Source organism: Myxococcales bacterium (assembly GCA_016699535.1).
Classification (GTDB): Bacteria; Myxococcota_A; Polyangia; order Polyangiales.
In genome coordinates, this window is record CP064980.1 from 1,310,001 (window position 1) to 1,326,902 (window position 16,902).

Annotated in this window: 21 protein-coding genes and 2 rRNA genes (1 of these 23 cut by a window edge); 13 read left to right on the forward strand and 10 right to left on the reverse strand. The window is 48.3% G+C overall.

Annotation, left to right across the window (positions count from 1 at the left end; translation table 11 throughout):
• From IPJ88_06225 to IPJ88_06240, 4 genes are all read left to right on the forward strand, one after another.
• Positions 1-549: ribosomal RNA gene (locus IPJ88_06225) — 23S ribosomal RNA — on the forward strand (it extends 2,324 nt beyond the left edge of the window).
• Between the two features lie 137 nt (positions 550-686).
• Positions 687-803, forward strand: a 5S ribosomal RNA gene (rrf, locus tag IPJ88_06230).
• 54 nt (positions 804-857) lie between these two features.
• Complete coding sequence (locus IPJ88_06235) at positions 858-1,037, forward strand: hypothetical protein (GenBank protein ID QQR91320.1); 180 nt, start codon at positions 858-860, stop codon at positions 1,035-1,037.
• Positions 1,038-1,149: 112 nt separating this feature from the next.
• Positions 1,150-1,503: a four helix bundle protein gene (locus tag IPJ88_06240; protein QQR91321.1), complete on the forward strand. Its 354-nt coding sequence runs from the start codon at positions 1,150-1,152 to the stop codon at positions 1,501-1,503.
• 27 nt (positions 1,504-1,530) lie between these two features.
• Here the strand turns inward: IPJ88_06240 and IPJ88_06245 are convergent, their stop codons facing one another.
• The gene (locus tag IPJ88_06245; protein QQR91322.1) at positions 1,531-2,424 is read right to left on the reverse strand and encodes a DUF3800 domain-containing protein; all 894 of its coding nucleotides are present in this window, start codon (positions 2,422-2,424) and stop codon (positions 1,531-1,533) included.
• 96 nt (positions 2,425-2,520) lie between these two features.
• On the opposite strand from IPJ88_06245, the gene IPJ88_06250 reads away from it, so the two are divergent.
• The 4 genes from IPJ88_06250 (at position 2,521) to IPJ88_06265 (ending at position 4,194) form a co-directional block, all read left to right on the forward strand.
• Positions 2,521-3,096, forward strand: a complete 576-nt coding sequence (locus IPJ88_06250) for a hypothetical protein (GenBank protein ID QQR91323.1) — start codon at positions 2,521-2,523, stop codon at positions 3,094-3,096.
• Positions 3,097-3,338: 242 nt separating this feature from the next.
• Positions 3,339-3,629 carry a type II toxin-antitoxin system RelE/ParE family toxin gene (locus tag IPJ88_06255; GenBank protein ID QQR91324.1) on the forward strand — a complete coding sequence of 97 codons (291 nt, stop codon included), beginning with the start codon at positions 3,339-3,341 and terminating at the stop codon, positions 3,627-3,629.
• Between the two features lie 12 nt (positions 3,630-3,641).
• Positions 3,642-3,905 carry a HigA family addiction module antidote protein gene (locus IPJ88_06260; protein QQR91325.1) on the forward strand — a complete coding sequence of 88 codons (264 nt, stop codon included), beginning with the start codon at positions 3,642-3,644 and terminating at the stop codon, positions 3,903-3,905.
• Between the two features lie 91 nt (positions 3,906-3,996).
• A complete protein-coding gene (locus IPJ88_06265; protein ID QQR91978.1) occupies positions 3,997-4,194 on the forward strand; it encodes a DUF2442 domain-containing protein in 198 nt (65 codons plus the stop codon).
• A gap of 547 nt (positions 4,195-4,741) precedes the next feature.
• Here IPJ88_06265 and IPJ88_06270 read toward each other — a convergent pair.
• From IPJ88_06270 to IPJ88_06280, 3 genes are all read right to left on the reverse strand, one after another.
• The gene (locus IPJ88_06270) at positions 4,742-4,966 is read right to left on the reverse strand and encodes a type II toxin-antitoxin system MqsA family antitoxin (protein ID QQR91326.1); all 225 of its coding nucleotides are present in this window, start codon (positions 4,964-4,966) and stop codon (positions 4,742-4,744) included.
• Positions 4,963-5,244: a DUF4258 domain-containing protein gene (locus tag IPJ88_06275; protein ID QQR91327.1), complete on the reverse strand. Its 282-nt coding sequence runs from the start codon at positions 5,242-5,244 to the stop codon at positions 4,963-4,965. The genes IPJ88_06270 and IPJ88_06275 overlap by 4 nt, the downstream gene beginning before the upstream one ends.
• A 242-nt stretch (positions 5,245-5,486) precedes the next feature.
• Positions 5,487-5,627: a hypothetical protein gene (locus IPJ88_06280; protein QQR91328.1), complete on the reverse strand. Its 141-nt coding sequence runs from the start codon at positions 5,625-5,627 to the stop codon at positions 5,487-5,489.
• Positions 5,628-5,749: 122 nt separating this feature from the next.
• On the opposite strand from IPJ88_06280, the gene IPJ88_06285 reads away from it, so the two are divergent.
• The 4 genes from IPJ88_06285 to IPJ88_06300 all read left to right on the forward strand — a co-directional run bounded on the left by IPJ88_06285 (position 5,750) and on the right by IPJ88_06300 (position 8,986).
• A complete protein-coding gene (locus tag IPJ88_06285; protein QQR91329.1) occupies positions 5,750-5,974 on the forward strand; it encodes an AbrB/MazE/SpoVT family DNA-binding domain-containing protein in 225 nt (74 codons plus the stop codon).
• Positions 5,975-5,992: 18 nt separating this feature from the next.
• Positions 5,993-6,382: a type II toxin-antitoxin system death-on-curing family toxin gene (locus IPJ88_06290; protein ID QQR91330.1), complete on the forward strand. Its 390-nt coding sequence runs from the start codon at positions 5,993-5,995 to the stop codon at positions 6,380-6,382.
• A gap of 1,156 nt (positions 6,383-7,538) precedes the next feature.
• A complete protein-coding gene (locus IPJ88_06295) occupies positions 7,539-8,147 on the forward strand; it encodes a hypothetical protein (protein ID QQR91331.1) in 609 nt (202 codons plus the stop codon).
• Positions 8,144-8,986 (forward strand): nucleotidyl transferase AbiEii/AbiGii toxin family protein, encoded by an 843-nt coding sequence (locus IPJ88_06300; protein QQR91332.1) that lies wholly within the window; start codon positions 8,144-8,146, stop codon positions 8,984-8,986. The genes IPJ88_06295 and IPJ88_06300 overlap by 4 nt, the downstream gene beginning before the upstream one ends.
• A gap of 401 nt (positions 8,987-9,387) precedes the next feature.
• Here IPJ88_06300 and rsgA read toward each other — a convergent pair whose 3' ends face one another.
• The 4 genes from rsgA to IPJ88_06320 form a co-directional block, all read right to left on the reverse strand.
• Complete coding sequence (gene rsgA / locus IPJ88_06305) at positions 9,388-10,455, reverse strand: ribosome small subunit-dependent GTPase A (GenBank protein ID QQR91333.1); 1,068 nt, start codon at positions 10,453-10,455, stop codon at positions 9,388-9,390.
• A gap of 189 nt (positions 10,456-10,644) precedes the next feature.
• Complete coding sequence (locus IPJ88_06310; GenBank protein ID QQR91334.1) at positions 10,645-11,886, reverse strand: hypothetical protein; 1,242 nt, start codon at positions 11,884-11,886, stop codon at positions 10,645-10,647.
• Between the two features lie 345 nt (positions 11,887-12,231).
• On the reverse strand, positions 12,232-13,194 hold the full coding sequence (locus IPJ88_06315; protein QQR91335.1) for a trypsin-like peptidase domain-containing protein: 963 nt from the start codon (positions 13,192-13,194) through the stop codon (positions 12,232-12,234).
• A gap of 452 nt (positions 13,195-13,646) precedes the next feature.
• The gene (locus IPJ88_06320; GenBank protein ID QQR91336.1) at positions 13,647-13,859 is read right to left on the reverse strand and encodes a type II toxin-antitoxin system MqsA family antitoxin; all 213 of its coding nucleotides are present in this window, start codon (positions 13,857-13,859) and stop codon (positions 13,647-13,649) included.
• Positions 13,860-14,458: 599 nt separating this feature from the next.
• On the opposite strand from IPJ88_06320, the gene IPJ88_06325 reads away from it, so the two are divergent.
• Positions 14,459-14,596: a hypothetical protein gene (locus IPJ88_06325; GenBank protein QQR91337.1), complete on the forward strand. Its 138-nt coding sequence runs from the start codon at positions 14,459-14,461 to the stop codon at positions 14,594-14,596.
• Positions 14,597-14,670: 74 nt separating this feature from the next.
• Here the strand turns inward: IPJ88_06325 and IPJ88_06330 are convergent, their stop codons facing one another.
• Entirely contained in the window at positions 14,671-14,988 is a 318-nt protein-coding gene (locus IPJ88_06330; GenBank protein QQR91338.1) for a hypothetical protein, read from the reverse strand.
• A 272-nt stretch (positions 14,989-15,260) separates the two neighbouring features.
• Positions 15,261-16,853, reverse strand: coding sequence for a hypothetical protein (locus IPJ88_06335; protein QQR91339.1), 1,593 nt, complete (start codon positions 16,851-16,853; stop codon positions 15,261-15,263).
• Between the last annotated feature and the right edge of the window lie 49 nt (positions 16,854-16,902).

Genomic DNA, 16,902 nt, shown 5'->3' on the forward strand with positions numbered 1-16,902 from the left:
CCGACAGGTCGAACAGGAGCGAAAGCTGGTCTTAGTGATCCGGTGGCACTGTATGGAAGGGCCATCGCTCATCGAATAAAAGGTACTCTGGGGATAACAGGCTGATCGCGCCTGAGAGTTCATATCGGCGGCGCGGTTTGGCACCTCGATGTCGGCTCATCGCATCCTGGGGCTGGAGCAGGTCCCAAGGGTTTGGCTGTTCGCCAATTAAAGCGGTACGCGAGCTGGGTTTAGAACGTCGTGAGACAGTTCGGTCCCTATCTGCCGTGGGCGCAGGATACTTGAGAGGAGCTAACCATAGTACGAGAGGACCTGGTTGGACGTATCTCTGGTGTTCCGGTTGTCCTGCCTAAGGGCATAGCCGGGTAGCTATATACGGAACGGATAACCGCTGAAAGCATCTAAGCGGGAAGCCGGCCTCAAGATAAGGTATCCCTTGCTCTTCGGAGCACTGAAGACCCCTTGTAGACTACAAGGTGATAGGCTGGGTGTGGAAGTGCAGTAATGCATGGAGCTAACCAGTACTAATCGGTCGTGAGGCTTAACCTAAGCCTAAGGTGCGCATTGATACAAAACGCTCGAGACTAGAGTTGGAAGCAAGAGCTTCAAATCTTTCCTCAAGAAAGATTTGAGTGATGTAACTAACTAGTGTGTCATAAACAGCTCGATTTACGCTTTCTAAGATTTCCGGTGGCAATGTCAGAGGGGCCACACCCGATCCCATCCCGAACTCGGAAGTTAAGCCCTCTAGAGCCAATGGTACTGCACGGGAAGCTGTGTGGGAGAGTAGGACGCCGCCGGTTTAATTAACAAAAGCCTCCAAAGATTTTCGTCTTTGGAGGCTTTTTTCTTTTAACTTGGACTACCTCGACTTGGACCTCGACCCCGACCTCGACCTCGACCTCGACCTCGACCTCGACTTCGACCTCGACTTCGACTTCGACTTCGATTTCGATTTCGATTTCGATTTCGATTTCGATTTCGATTTCGATTTCGATTTCGATTTCGATTTCGATTTCGATTTCGATTTCGATTGATGGTGGCGCAACTGGATCTGCGTCTGGCCGATAACCCAGCGAATGGGCAATCGATCAAAGCTGAAGCATTTCCTCAATCTCCTTCCCGCGCGGGTGAAAGGAGATTTCGAAAATGCATGATTCACACGATGACAATCGCCTGCCCATTCAGCGCCTTGAGGTTTACGCCTTGGCGAAAGACTTTGCCCGCATGGTTCACGAAGCCGGTATCAAAGATCGAGAACTTCGCGATCAAGCAACCCGCGCGTCAAAATCAGTCTTCCTTCATCTCTGCGAAGGCTTGCCAAACAAAGGCACCGCCATGCGCCGCAAATATTTCACCGGTGCTCAAAACTCCCTGAATGAGACCGTCGGCGCCATCGACCTCGCCGAAGCCATCGGCTCAACCAGTCCCGAGCACAGCCAAGAACTGCAAAGCCTTGCACTGCGATTGCATCAGATCATCGCTGCTTTGATGAGGAAGTAGTTCGGAATCTTGCAAGTTAATTCAATTCTAGCCAACTTTGTCTATTTTTGCGGGATTTGACAGTTTGTTTGCAATGCTCCGAACGCCGGTAATTTCCTGTTCACTCTCTGAATAGATTGTTTCCACGGCAATATGCTTTTTTGTTTTGTCGCTAACTGTTTGAGGTTTTACGAACAGATTAGTGTAGTCGGTGGTACAGTGTTTTTCTTGAATTTCAGGAAACTTTTTCCAAGCTAGTCGAGTGTAAATCTTTTGGAACGACTTGGCGTAGAAACTCTTGGCTTCTTCGGGCCAGTCATCTCGGTGCCCCATTGCAAGCTCTGCGCACTTTCGGGATATATAGACAATCAAATCAGAAATCTGAACCATAGGATTCCTTCGCGAATCAACATGGTAGCCAAATTCCACTAGCCGCTTGAGGCGAGCATTTTTCGTCCCAAACCTTTTTTCTCTAAGCAGATCATGGATTTCGTGTTCTAAATCCTTTTTTTGGTCGAGTATGACCATTCCTCGAGCTGTGCTTCCTTTCCTATCCCTAATATATTTCTCGAGATATCCTGTGAGGTAGTCCAGTCCCAAAATGTAGGGAGAGCTTCCTTCAGAAAGACCTTTCTTTGGCACTATCGCAATGTGACAGTCGTGATTTAGATCGCTAATTAGATCTAGTACGTCCGTAGCAAACTTATTGCGCGTTTCTCTAGACCATCCTTCGAAATATCCTTCTCCGTCAGGAGAAAGAAGTTGATTAGCATGAAGTTCAAAGTTATCAGGAACGCCTTGGGGTAAGAGTTCCTCCAAAAGGTCATTGAAGTCTTTATTGGTTTTGAACCATCGCTCGTCGCTAACGGTGATCCCTCCTAATACAAAAATTGGTTCTTGATGATCTTTCGCTTGTTTGCCATCACAGCCGGATTCGTCCAAATAACAAAAATGCATCCTACAACTGTAGGTGAGCACTATGCTTCTTCGCAATTCTGCGCGTGTTGTCAGTAAGCTGTGGTGTGGCACTGTGCTTCGATGTCCCGTTCGAAAAGGAAGATTCTTGGGACGGGCCTAGCTTTTTGGTATTTGCAAACCGTTCCCGGAGCAACTGGCCATTCAGGCGAATGTGGGTTTGATCTTACTTCCTACGTCGGTAGCCCACCCAATTTTCCATGTTCAGTTGAGTTACGTCGTCGAGCTTGGCAAGCTTCATATATGGCATCAAAGTTTTTTCTAGTGTTGTTTGTATGTGGATCTGTTTTGTTTTGCGCATCGCAATGCTTTGCGTTGAGGACCGTAGGCGAGGTCTACTCTGATTGTAAAGGCCTCGATAAAATCAAAACAGTTGTCAAAAACAGTGGTATTGGCGATCTTAAGATCACCTTTTGTTTGGGTTACGTCAGAGGTGCTTTCGAAATGCTTGCAACCCTAAATTATGCACATGAACTTCGGTCGCTTTGCGTCCCCCCGAAAGCAGACGTGAGTACGGGAAAAATTGTTCGATTGTGGCAAAAATGGGTTGAGCAACATCCAAAGAGCATGCGTAAACAGCCTTTTAGCGTGAGTTTTATCCGCGCTATGGAAGACGCTTTCCCTTGTGAGAAACAATAGGAAAAGGTGTCAGGTAAGGTTTTTTGTATTTTTGATGTTGAATCCACTTGATCGCTAAGGCGGCCCGGGTAGTGCCCTTTCGAAGTCGAAGTCGAAGTCGAAGTCGAAGTCGAAGTCGAAGTCGAAGTCGAAGTCGAAGTCGAAGTCGAAAATTTACGAGCTAGTTCTGCCATTTGGGCCTGAGGAACAGGTCTTCCCAAAAACTGTTTGACGTGGTTATGGTATTATCGTATGCTGATAAAGTGATAAAAAGCTTTGGAAATCAGCTAGCGGAGGACCTGTACGACGATAAAAGCACAAGGGTGGTAAGGAAGTTCCCTGCAGAACTACGCCGAGTAACTCGACGAAAGCTTCTTTATCTTCACGATGCTGCAGAGCTCACAGATTTACGGGTTCCTCCAGGAAATCGATTGGAAGCATTGAAGGGAGATATGAAAGGCCTACATAGCATACGAGTCAATAAGCAATGGCGGGTAGTGTTTCGCTGGTCTGAAGGCGACGCATATGAAGTGCAAGTGTTGGATTACCACTAAAAGGAGTAAACGATGAGGCAACCGAAAAACCCATTCCATCCCGGCGAAATATTGCTCGAGGAGTTCCTTGAGCCGGCGGGAATTACGCAAACGGCCTTTGCTGAGCAATTGGGCTGGACGAAGGCTCGGCTCAACGAACTCATCAAAGGCAAGCGGGGCATCACCGCCGATGCGGCTTTGGACCTTGCCGAGGCGCTAGGAACGACGGCTAAGCTATGGATGAATCTTCAGGCGACTTACGATTTGGACCAAGCAAAGAAAAAACGGGCGGCATAGTTCGTTTGAGTGAGGTTGATTCGTGAGCACTGGAGCCAACACTTCGGTATTTGAGGCTAAGGCCAAATCAGTATCGTTCGATGCAGATTATATGTGGGTCGATTTGATTGATGGCCGTCGATTGGCGGTTCCATTGTCATTTTTTCCACGTTTACGTTCCGCCACAGAGGAGCAACGAAAAGAGCTTGTGATTAGTGGTGGCGGCGTAGGGCTGCATTGGGAAGTGCTTGACGAAGATATTTCGGTTCCACATCTACTCTCAGGCTTGCCTTCGGTCGAAGCCGCCTAACATCAATAGCTACCCGTGCAAGCTCGTAAACAAACCATCGCACGTGGTGTTTCGCCAGAAAAAGTGCTCCGGAAGATTGCACTGCTGCTTCCTGCGCATTGAAATTCACGAAGGTGTTTTTTCCGATGGTGACTAGCGCTAAAAGCTCACATTCACCTGTCTATTGCTTCCAAGTGTGACCTTTTTTTCTGAGACCGGTTCGCCCAACATAGGCTCTACAATCCGCAACAAAAAAGGTGTCGAAAAAAGGTGTCGGGTCGCTTCATGTAGACAGCTTAACTTTACTTGGACTTCCGGGAACACCTTACTTAATTCTTAGGATATGAATTGCGGAAGCAGAAACCAAAAAGGGGGCGGGCTGGGTTTCTATGTTTTTTGATGACGCGTGCGCTTGACGGATGAGGCGGTCGGGGTAGTTCTTTTTTCGAAGTCGAAGTCGAAGTCGAAGTCGAAGTCGAAGTCGAAGTCGAAGTCGAAGTCGAAGTCGAAGTCGAAGTCGAAGTCGAAGTCGAAGTCGAAGTCGAAGCCGAAGTCGAAAGGAAGTGGCTTAGGCGGCGTATTGCCGGACGTCGAGTTCTACGCCTGATTGGACGGACTGCTCTGCCAGCTTGAGGAGCGCTGCAGCTACTTCTTCATCGACGTACTGCTCGCCGCAGTTATCGCAAATCTGCGCTGGGACATTCTTTACGATCACTGTAACGTCGCCACGCTGTAGGGTTTGTGTCACGTAGCCCGCTGCTGTTTCACCATGGGCGCAAATTGTACATTTCATGTTTCTTTCCTTCTCACGCGAAACCCTGGTTGCCATTTTAGCACACTCGGCTCGTACACGGTAATCACTACTGTTTCCGAGGCTTTTTTGTTTTTTGCAGCGACAACATGAAGCATCCTATCCCCTAAATCTCCGAGATACAGAGCACTCGGAAAGGGTTTGTCATCGGAATAGTTCTCGATTTTATCGTCTTGCTCTAAAACTTGCCTGACGTCTTGCACAGAAACTGCGCGCTCGAACATTCTTTGAAGCGCATGTGCCCGAAACACCAACTTCATCTCGGAATTCTCCTACGGATCCTTTTGTTTACATTGACTAGGAGTCGGTTGAACGGTGATGAACGGACCAAAACACTGATAAACTTGGCCTCTTCGATATTTTGCTCTCGTCGATAGCTCAACAGTGCCTTCATCGCCGTAGAGCATACCATGAAAACAAGAAGACATATTAACTCAGAAACTCCAGCGGAAAAGTTAGTTTTTCGTGTTTGTTATGCTGAATCGCTTGACGAATTGGGTGGCTAGGATAGTTCCCTTTCGAAGTCGAAGTCGAAGTCGAAGTCGAAGTCGAAGTCGAAGTCGAAGTCGAAGTCGAAGTCGAAGTCGAAGTCGAAGTCGAAGTCGAAGTCGAAGTCGAAGTCGAAGTCGAAGTCGAAGTGCATCCCAATTCCGCCAATTTGTTCCTTGAAGGTTGGGACCTGCTTATTAAGTACTTGAAATTATTGTTGAAATAGAAATTCTCCCTAAGTTTTGCGCATGTTATAACATATGTTATACTATTAATATGGCGAAACTTAAAGTCACAGCGATTGGAAACTCTTCGGGGGTTATTCTACCGAATGACCTACTCGCCAAATTGCGAGTTAATCGCGGCGATCATCTCTACCTTATCGAGACACCATCTGGCTTTGAGCTTTCACCTTATGATCCGGACTTCGAAGAACAAATGGAAGCAGCCGAGAAGATCATGCGTCGTGACCGCACTGTGTTAAAGAAGTTGTCGGAGTAACGGTCGTTGTCCCGGAAGATGAACTGGGTATGGATCCGACAGGATGTCTTCTATGCCGTCCACAAAAGACAGCTGGCTGAACATGGTGGCCTAGGTGGTGTACGCGATCATGCGTTACTCGAGTCTGCGATGATCCGACCACAAAACTTGGCTCTGTATGAATCAACCGCGGATTTAGCTGATTTAGCTAGCGCATATGCAACCGGGATCGTGAAGAACCACCCCTTCGTGGATGGCAACAAAAGAGTCGCTCATGTCGTTTACCAGTTATTCCTTGAGCTTAATGGCTACACTAGTGGATGGGCGGAGACCGAAAAATACCAAAGGATGCTCCAGCTTTCAGCCAGTAAGATGACGGAGCAAAAGTTTGCTGAGTTGCTACGTCCCTCGCTGAAACCAAAGCAATAATACAAATCAGGTGATGGAACCCACGTTTGGTAAACCGAGCAGGTTTTATTCGCTACCGTTGCCGTGACGATCTCGGTTGTCGTTGCAGATTCTAAAAAGGTGCCAACGACTTTTGGACGGATTAGAGCAGCTCCGACTGTTTGAAATCGGAAAATCGAAGAAGGGATGTTTTCATTCATCGATCCTCCCGACATCGTCCAAGGTTATTTTTTTGTTTTGCAAGCAACTGCGGACTTGGGCGGGCGATAAGGGGTTCATGTGTACGAAGAAGCAAGGGGAGGAGCGAGACAGTCTAAGCCACTTCGCGCGAGTGAGCCGGATGCTGAAGAAGGAAGACTTACTGATAGTTGCCCTAGCGTTTGCATGTGCAGCAAGTCTAGCAACGCGACTTTTAGCACCCGGTTTAGTGTTGCTTATTTTGGGGCTTGTTTTGGTCGGATTGCCCCTTTTCCTTCACATCGTAGTGCACATGGTCGCGATCATTCGTGCGCAAAGTTTGGGCAAACGTTTGATTCCCAGGGTCCTGCTGTCCCATCTATTGCTGTTTCTTTGTTTCGCTACACAGACAGAATCTCGCGATATTGGCCCATCCTACAGCGGTCTTTCCATCTTATTGTCTCGGGTCGGCGTCGATTACCAGCCATCGTATGGTGAAATCCAATTGTTTGTTTCCGGCGGTTTCGGATTCCTCCTCGTAATTTCTTGGTATTCTATTTTCGCAGGAAGAAAGCGACTGCGAAAAGGCGACACGCACCAATAGGTGCAAAAGGTGTCGGGTCGCTTCATGTAGACAGCTTAACTTTACTTGGACTTCCGGGGACACCTTACTTAGTTCTTAGGATATGAATTGCGGAAGCAGAAACCGAAAAAGGGTCAGGCTAGGTTTCTATGTTTTTTGATGACGCGTGCGCTTGACGGATGAGGCGGCCAGGGTAGTTCTTTTTCGAAGTCGAAGTCGCTCGAATAGGGGACGAGAGGGAAAGGGCTAAGTACGCGGAGGTTAGCAACCTTCTTTATTATAGAATCTATCATTGTATAATAGGTTTTATCAGTAAAATCTGTAAAAAACCGTATTTTATTAGCATTACTATCAAACTATGATAGTATCTGTAATGTAATGCTGCATGCGGTAAAACTGTTGAGGGAGCGGGCTCCCGTGGATGTGTTCACGGAGGAAGATTTGGCGGTGGTGCTACCAGAGCTCCAAGGAGCAGCACGTCACAATAAACTTTCGCGTGAGCTTCGCAAAGGCAATCTGATTCGCTTGCGGCGGGGCGTGTATGCGCTTGGTGACAGTTGGCAGGAAAAAGGGCTGCACCCTTTTGCGGTGGCTAATCGTTTGTATATGCCAAGCTACGTGAGTTTGGAATCGGCGCTTAAACACTACGACTTGATTCCCGAACGTGTAGCGGAGACGAGCAGCGTTTCGCGCAGGGCAAGCTATACTTGCAGCAATGTGCTTGGCGCTTTTTCCTATCATTGGCTGCCCGAGCGGTTGTTTCGGGCAGGCTTTGTGCGTGAAGTCACACAGGGACATGCGTATTTAATTGCATCCCCTCTGAAGGCTTTCTTGGACCTTTGCCATCTGCGCGATAAAGGTTTTGTATCGCTTGATGAAATGGTGGATGATCTGCGCCTGGACACAGGGCGTTTTCGTGAGCTATTGCGTGAGCAGAGCAATCAATCAATTTTGGATCTGGCGGAGGTTTATCGAAGCGAGCGTTTGAGAAAAGTGATTGATGTGCTGCTTTGGGAGCTACGATGAAAGGTTACATTGAACAACGCCTAGAGCAGTACTCTCCGCGCAACAAAGTTGAGGAGAAAAATGCCCTGCAGGAAATCTTTCAAGAGATTGCGCTTTACGCCCTGCAGCGCTCAGGCTTTTTTGAGCATGCGGCTTTTTGCGGAGGTACAGCTCTGCGCATTTTGTATGGCCTGAATCGTTTTTCTGAAGACCTGGATTTCTCCCTAAAAGAAGCAGATGCAGGATTTTTACTCGATCCCTATGTCGATAAGGCCGCGGAGTATGCAAAAGATTTTGGCCTTAGTTTCGAGGCCTCAGGTCGCAATAAAGTAGACAAAGCCGTCAAAGGTCGATTTCTAAAACAAAATTCTCTTGGGCTAATGTTGGATTTGGACTATTTGAATGATCCGCGTGAAAAAATCAAAATCAAGGTCGAGCTCGATGCAAACCCTCCGGAGGGCGCAGGTTTTGAGCGGCACTACCATGATTTCCCCATCGACTTTCCCTTGTTGGCACATGATATGCCGAGTCTTTTTGCAGGAAAGATTCACGCTGTGTTGTGTCGTGAACCGAGCAAAGGCCGCGATTGGTATGACTTGTCCTGGTATCTTTCAAGACAGATTAATCCCAATCTGGGCTTCCTTAAAAATGCGCTCTGGCAACTTGGCCCATGGAAGGAAAAAACAATCAGCGTTGATTCTAAGTGGCTCAAACGCGCGCTTAGTAATTGTATCCACGATGCAGACTTCGAGTCACTTAGGCAGGACGTGCAGCCTTTGCTTGGAGTACAAGAAAGGCAGAGTCTTGAGCATTGGTCCGCTGACCTATTCCTTAGCAAGCTAAACAAGGTGGGCTTTTGACTTGGCACGTGAGGACATAGCTCGTGCTGCGGTCCAGAAATTTCGAGCCGTCTCGCTTGTTCTTGTTTTCGCTCTCTGCGTTGCTCGTCGTCAAAATATCCCCAATATTCTTCCTCCTTGCGCCGTGCGTGCGAAAACAAGCCCTGCGCGATCCGGCTCGAAATTTCTGGACCGCAGCACGAGGGCGAAATTCGCTTTCTTGATAACGGATCCGCTTGACTGATAGTGCGGTCGGGTTAGTGCTCTTTCGAAGTCGAAGTCGAAGTCGAAGTCGAAGTCGAAGTCGAAGTCGAAGTCGAAGTCGAAGTCGAAGTCGAAGGAGACGAGCTAAGCGTTTCCTGATTGCTGGAGTAGCTCCGATACAACACCCACTTGTTTATTTGATTCTTTGGAGTATGAGATTAACGAAATCCAGGTTTGCGTCTGCGTGCGTCTTCTTTGGCGCGTTTGTACATGCGGCCCAGTTCTTTGTCGGCCTGGCGACGTTTATGCTCGCTTTGGCGCTGTTCGACAAAAGCATATTCGCGCCGGAGTTTGAGCCAGCTTTCGTAGCGCTCTGAGGAGAGGGCGCCGTCTTGGAGCGCGGCTTGGATGGCGCACCCAGGCTCAACTTCATGCGAGCAGTCGTGAAAACGGCAGGTGCGAGCAAGCGCTTCGATTTCTGGGAATACGACATCCAGACCCTCATCCGATCCCCACAGACCGAGTTCACGAAGGCCCGGTGTATCGATACACAGTGCTCCATTTGGCAGGAGCCACATCTGGCGATGCGTGGTGGTATGGTGTCCCTTTTCAACGGAACTGCGAAGAGCGCCAGTTTGCATGCGTGTTTGCTCAAGCAGGCTGTTAGTAAGCGTTGATTTTCCTACACCCGAGGATCCAAGCAGAACAAAGGTTTGCTGAGCTTTGAGGTGGGTACGTAGCTCTTCGAGTCCCAAGCCTGTGGTGGCACTTACAGCGCATACGGGCATGTGTGGTGCAACCTGCTCGGTCAAGGTTATTTTGGCAGGTAGGTTGTCACATTGATCTGCTTTGTTTAGAACAATAATTGGTGATGCACCGCTGTTCATGACCAGCGTCAAAGCTCGTTCAATGCGGCGCAGATTGAAATCAGCATCTAGACCGCATACTAAAAGCACTGCATCGATGTTTGCGGCAAGTGCTTGCTCGGCGGTTTGTTCACCAGCTGCTTTGCGTGAAATGCTAGTTTTGCGTGGGAGCCTCGCGTGCATGATACCAAGACCGTTGTGCAGAGTAAGCGCGACCCAATCGCCTACGCAAACGTGGTCTGCGGACGTATCGCGAATTTTGCCGCTGAGCTCGGCTGGAATTTCACCGGATGCGGTCCAGACGCCAAATCGTTCCCGGTCAACCCGTGCGATGCGTCCGGGCGCCCAATCTGGGTGACCAAGCTGTGTGAAGTAGTGGTCTAGCTCAGCTGTCCATCCAAGTTCTTCAAGAGTAGGCATAGGTACGCTGGATTGTACGCGCGAAAGGAGTGAGCTTTCAATGCGGGTTTTAGAAATCGGGTGACGTGCGCTTTGTTTTCGTGATTATAAATTGGCATCCGTCCCTCGATTAATCTGTCGGGCGCAAGGAAATTACGAAATGTATGACTTGCCTGCGACAATAGCTCGCTTCAGTAAAAAAGTTCCGTGCTACGGGATTGTGCAAAAGTTGGTTAACTCGCCGGTAGGTGTGTGCACTATATATTCCGAAGGCTCGCATTCGATGGTTTTGTAACCAAGGTCCCTCAAAATGGCGAGATCAACGACGGATGGCATGTGCCGTTCCAGAGAAATAATTTCGGACATCACGGAATAGTAGTCACGACTATAGGGAAAATGTTGAGATGCACGGTTGAATTCAAGTTGGGTATTGGTTGCCTTGATAGTTTCCGGTCCATGGAAATAGGTACGGTCCCCTCGATCCGTTAGCCATCTTTGAAAGGAAACCCGGTTGTCGGAAATTCCTAGAGCATGTCCGATTTCATGGATGGCTGAGTTAATAAAATCTCGAGTCCCGTCAGGGCGGTATTGATCGAATGGATCTGCAGGAGTGGGATCAATCCACCAATCAACGTCTCTCGCAAATATTATAGTCGCTGCCCAAGGCACGGTTCGTTCCCGACAATACATGCGCTGTGAAACTAGTTCGATGGTTTCATTATTGCTATTGTCCGGATCGACTGCTTTGGATCCATCCGTGACAGCGAGTAAATCGTTTTCGTTTGTTCTGTTATAACTACCTAAAAAGATCCGTATATCGTCGATGTCATTTTCAACTGTGTGATACATCCATGGGTCGTTTCCACCAGTTAGATTGCGCAATTGTATGATTGTATCCTTGGGCCATACGTCGAAATCTGTTTTAATGCGTTTCGCCCATTCGTTTGCTGCGAGTTCAAGAGCGGCTTTCATCGCATCGCTAAAAAAGCCTTCGGTATCGTATCGATAGTCAAATTCGATATTGAATTCACCGTCAGTCGTGTAGTTATTATCATCGCATGTCGCTTCCAAGGTAATAGGCTTCTCTTGGCTGTAACCAAGACAAATGTCGCATTCGAGGTTGCCGTCTACGTAGGTTTCTCCATTAGTAATAAAAGACCATTCGGCGTTTGGTGGTTGTTTCGAATTGTATGTGTCACAAACCCATTTCTCATTTTTTACAACGCCTGTACCGTCGGAAGCTGTTTCCGTTCGCCCATCAACCCACAACGGATCGCATTGGTCGCTGTTTGGATCGGTACGCCGATAGCATCGAAGCTGGTCGTCGACGTACCCAAGCGCTTTTCCCAAGTTTCCGCACGTCTGTGTGCGTGCTTCCTGAGCTTCGTCATTTTTAGAAAGAGGTGGAGCCGAGACGCCACACCCTTGGGAAGCAAAAGCAGTGGTTATCATCCCTACAGATATTGATAATATTGATAAATTTTGGGGTTTGAGATTCATAAAGTCAATTGTATGCAACATTCATTCCATCGCGAAGATGCTCAATTTCGAACTATCTCAATCCGCGAAAGGGGGAAATCAGGTGACGGATACCGCGTTTGGGAACTAGGGTAAAAAGGTGTCGGGTCGTTGCATGATACTTGGGGACATGCTTACCGCGAATAAGAAATGCAATCTCATACAGTTACAAATCCGACCGCGAGACCTTTTTATCTGGATGGTTCCGCGGTTGCCAAGTGGGGAGGTTGTAGGCAGTGCAGTAAATCAGGTCGCAGCCATGCTTTCGTTAGATGGTGTTCACATTGCCTTAAGATGCATGGCTCCGCAATCCAGATTCGATAAGTAGCGATTCCGGTTTGCGGCCCAGTCACAAAGAGCGTTTACGGCGGGCTCAATGGGCATCACCATGGTAGTAAAACCGTTGACCTCGTCGCTTGAAACAAAACGCTGGCAATGGCCCTGTTCTGGACTTGAGGTTAAGGCATACGGAACCGCGCCGGAAAGGTTGCCTACCAGGCGACCCTCCGAATCGATGACGGCTGAACCGGACTCACCCACGAAACTGCGCTTGCTCACGGTATGCCAACTCGCATCTCTGCTAGTCATATGCTGCACGCCGTCATAGATGCCGGCAGAAAGCTTTGCGGGGGTGCCAAGTGGATAAGACGCAAATAACAGCTCGGAGCCCAACGTTGGCATGGGGGCCACGGGCAAGGGCGTGAAGTCTTCGGTGACCGGTCGTTCCAAACGACACACCGCGTAGTCCGCCTGAGCCGTAAACACCGAGACAATGGTCTCTGCCACGGGGTAGAATTGCTCCTGGGGTATAGAAGGCCAAGAGCTGTTTCCATCTTTGTAAAAACCAAAAACCGCACTTGCGCCCTCGCAACGACAGTGCCCAGCAGTGGCAATGAACTCATCGTCGATGAGCACAGCAGAACAACTCCCAAAGTCGGTAATGCTAAAAAACGATGGTTGTGCAAAAGAAGAAAAAGGCTGTTCCCTTTGCTCGGAGCAGAGGTTTTGGTCAAGATGCACGGGGCGGCTCGTCAAAGCATTATAGTCTTGGGTCGAGACCAAGATCGCCGTGGAACGCTGCAACCGTTGCTGCCAGGCGGGTGAATTTTCAAAATACTCCTTGAAGGTATTCTCGGGAATGCTTTGCGCTGCGCTACTTCCTGAAAGCACCGCATCATTCTGAACGGCACACGCAACGCTAAGTGCGGCCAATCCTACAAAAATCAAATTGGCTTGCTTCATGAGAGTCACAACCTTCCTTATCGCTTCTAACCCGTTGGATGCAATTGCCGTTCCACACCCAAGTTGGCTGAAAAGATTGTCTTTTTTATGATCAGGGCCACTGAATGTAAGGCAGTGTTGCCCGCCTCTGTGGCCTTCAGTTCCCACCCTGACCGAAAAAGGTGAAAAGGTGTCGAGTTGCTTCATGTCGACAATTTAACTTTACTTGGAGTTCCGGGGACACCTTAATTGATTCTTAGGATATGAATTGTGGAAACAGAAACCGAGAAAAGGCCAGGCTTGGTTTTTGTGTTTTTTGATGATGTTCGCGCTTGACGGATGAGGCGGCTAGCGTAGTTCTTTTTCGATTTCGATTTCGATTTCGATTTCGATTTCGATTTCGATTTCGATTTCGAAGTTATCCGTTTACAATCAGGACGGAAGAGTGCTACTGGTTATCGCCAAAAGATAGTTTAGGCGGCGTACTGCCGGACGTCGCGCTCTACGCCAGCTTGAACGGACTGCTCCGCGAGCTTCAGCAGCGCTTCATCGATATACTGCTTGCCGCAGTTATCACAAATCCGCGCAGGAACATTCTTGACAATTACTGTAAAGCCGCCGCGTTGCAGGGTCTGTGTGACGTGCCCTTCAGTTGTTTCCCCATGGGCGCAAATCGTGCATTTCATGTTTCTTTCCTTCTTTCACGAAACCCAGGTTGCCATCTTAGCGCACTCGGCTCATACACGGTAATGACGATGAATTCAGAGTCTTTTTCGTTTTTGGCGGCAACAACGTGCAGTTTCCTGGCTGCTGAATCCCCAAGATAAAGCGCGCTAGGGAAAGGGTTGTCATCGTTATAGTTTTAAATCTTGTCGTTCTGCTTCAAGGTTTGTCGAACAGCCTCCACGGAAATTGAGCGCTCGCACATTCGTTGAATGTCCATGAACTCAAAGCACCAATTTCATTCTGATGTTCTCCTATACATCGTTTTGATTCCTTTGGCCTAGTGTCGGCTCCTACACCCTTTTACTCCGAGATCTTGCACGCTTTGATAGGTGACTGGTGTCATCGTCGCCAGTGAACATACCATGAAAATGGATATGGAGTCAGGCTAGGTTCTAGTGTTCTGATGAGGAATCAGTTTGACCGATAAGGTAGGCGGCCTAGTGCCCTTTTCGAAGTCAAAGAAGGTGAATCAACCTTGAATTTGATCATGAGCATGTCCCCGCGTAAGGAGGAAAGCCGCATAGGGCCTGTGTGGCTTTGATATAGTCGAGGGCAAAAAATGACTCATCCACATCCGGTCTGCTCAGTAAAGGTGATTGGCGTTGCGATAGATACTATCGTTTTGCCATCGGTTGTATCGCGCCATAGTACGAACAAAATCATTCGTTATCATTGGTTTGGTCTTACCGCAGGGTAAAGGATTGTGGCCAGCCTCGCTTCTTTGACTTGTGATCAATCATGAGGGGCATTCGTGTTCCCTAGAAGTTTGTTTTATGGGCTGGAAGTGCCGTCGCAAACACATTTGTCATCGGGAACCGTGTCGGTACTGAGAAGCGCGTGCTCCGCCGATACGTCGAAGGTTGCGCAGTACGTCTCGCATGCTGTTTTAGCAATTCCAGTGCCGGCGCCACTGCAGTAGCATTCTACTAGCCCGCCTCCAAAATCCATTTCATCACCGCTATCGAAACCAGCAGTAGTGCACAAACCGGAGCATCCGGAAGCGGAGTCGGGGTTATCGCTTTCACTGTTGCTATTACTGCATGCAAGCAGAGTCAAAATAAAAAACAAGCCACATAGTTTTGCTAACATTCTAAAGGCTCCTGGTGTAATGATTCTTTTCTGATGTACAGTCAGAGACTGAAATTTTAGGTATGCTTTTCGAAGAAGTCAAACTTTTGTGATGAATAGGTCAGGCTGTTTTTCTAACACGAGTCTGGCTTATTTGTCGCTTCGGCATTGGCACTCCTTGAAAAATTAGGAATAGACAGCTCGACTTTTGCAGGTATCCAAACGTGACATACGTTCAAAGTAACTTAGGTATGGCTTGCGTTCCCGAACCTTGAGCTGAGTTGTCCCGAGATTCACTCAGGTGCCATAAAAAAATCATAAATAGCTTTGCCGTAAATGTTTTCTTCAGTGTCGCCAGCGATGGTCGTATGAGACGTATTGAATGCTTCGCAAAACATGAGACGGTTTGGTTCCGAGCAATCATGATAAACGTGGTAGCTCATCAAGTCGGTGTTTTGTTCCGCAGGGTTTTTCTCGCAGGAATACTTTTGAATAACCTCATCGCGTAGCTCTTTTGCACTTGCGTTTATAGTCATATTCTTCTGGGCATTGCCTGAGTTGACGCGGTCACCATCACCCACGCCCACAAAAACTCGGGGTGGAGTGTCACATTCATCGAAGGGCTCTGGCATGTATGGAGCCAAAGGGGCTATCATTGATAGATATCGGCTGTGAGTGTACCCAAGTAAGCTTGCAAAACCACCACCCGCGCTAAACCCACTCACTCCGATGTGGCCGGTGTTGATGCACATGGTGCCTGTAAGCTCTTCAAGTAAGGCATCAAAAAAAGCAAGATTTTGATCTTGGATCGCTTTGCTAGCGCGCCAATGAAAGCCTGCTTCTTGGCCGGGCGCTTCTTGTTCAAGTGCTTGAGGGTGCACGAAAATAACAGCATCCTTTTCTGCTTCACTGATGGCAGGGTCTTCGTAAATATAGCGGCCTTGAGCGCCGCTGACGCCATGGAATGTAAAGAGCAAGGGGTATGCATGTTCTGCATCGTAGTTCTCGGGGACGATCAGCTCATACTCGCGTTCGATATTGCCAACAGTAATGGTTTTTCTAAGCACGCCTGTTTGCACCGAAGCAATCCCGCAACCTTTGCTCGGCTCACCGATCGTTCCAATGTCTGGCAGCTTTTGCCGAACAGCCAAAGCAATCGTGCCGAGGGCAACACCCGGGGCAACACTCGTGTTATCGAGTTCGCTGCTTAATGCGAGAAGTTTTTCAGATACATCAGTCGGGTGCCGGTTTTGGCCGTCTTGTAATAAAACGTGTTGAAAAGTCGTAATGCACCGCGGAGCAGCTGCAGGATCCTCAACGAAAGAAGAGAGCTTAGTGAACAACGCTTGTTCTTGTGAGTTCAAACCCTGTTCTGCTTTGAATGTATGTGTTGGCGCATCGTAGCGGCGAACGTAAATTTCTTTGGATCCTTCTACACCCCGATAGGCTTGGAGCGCCTCAATACGGTCAGCCCACTCTATTCCCCATGAGGAAGAAATTATGATATTTGCTGTGACTGCGATGACTTGTTCGACCCCAATTCCGTTCCTTTTGCACTGACCGACGAGCATTGCTACGAAGTATGGCTTTGCGTGGGCGTCTTCGACTCGGGAAGTCAGTATGGATTGAGGATTTTCTAGATTGAATTCACACCTGCTTTCGGATGAATAAGACTCAATAAGTATCCGCAGCAAGTGGTTTTCTCGAAAAAACTCGGCGGCCTTCTCGTGATTCACTTTATATATAGAAGCCTCACTATTGGTGCTCAGTGGATCTTGCTGGGTAGTGATGCCGCAGGAAGCAAGAACAAAATAGGTTGAAAAACAGATCAATTTTCGGAGCATCGTAAGAAAAGCTTTCAGTGCCAAAGCGGTGTATGTCATCATCCGACATGCCTAGTATGATATAAAAAGAACCCCAAGCAAGCTTGAAAAA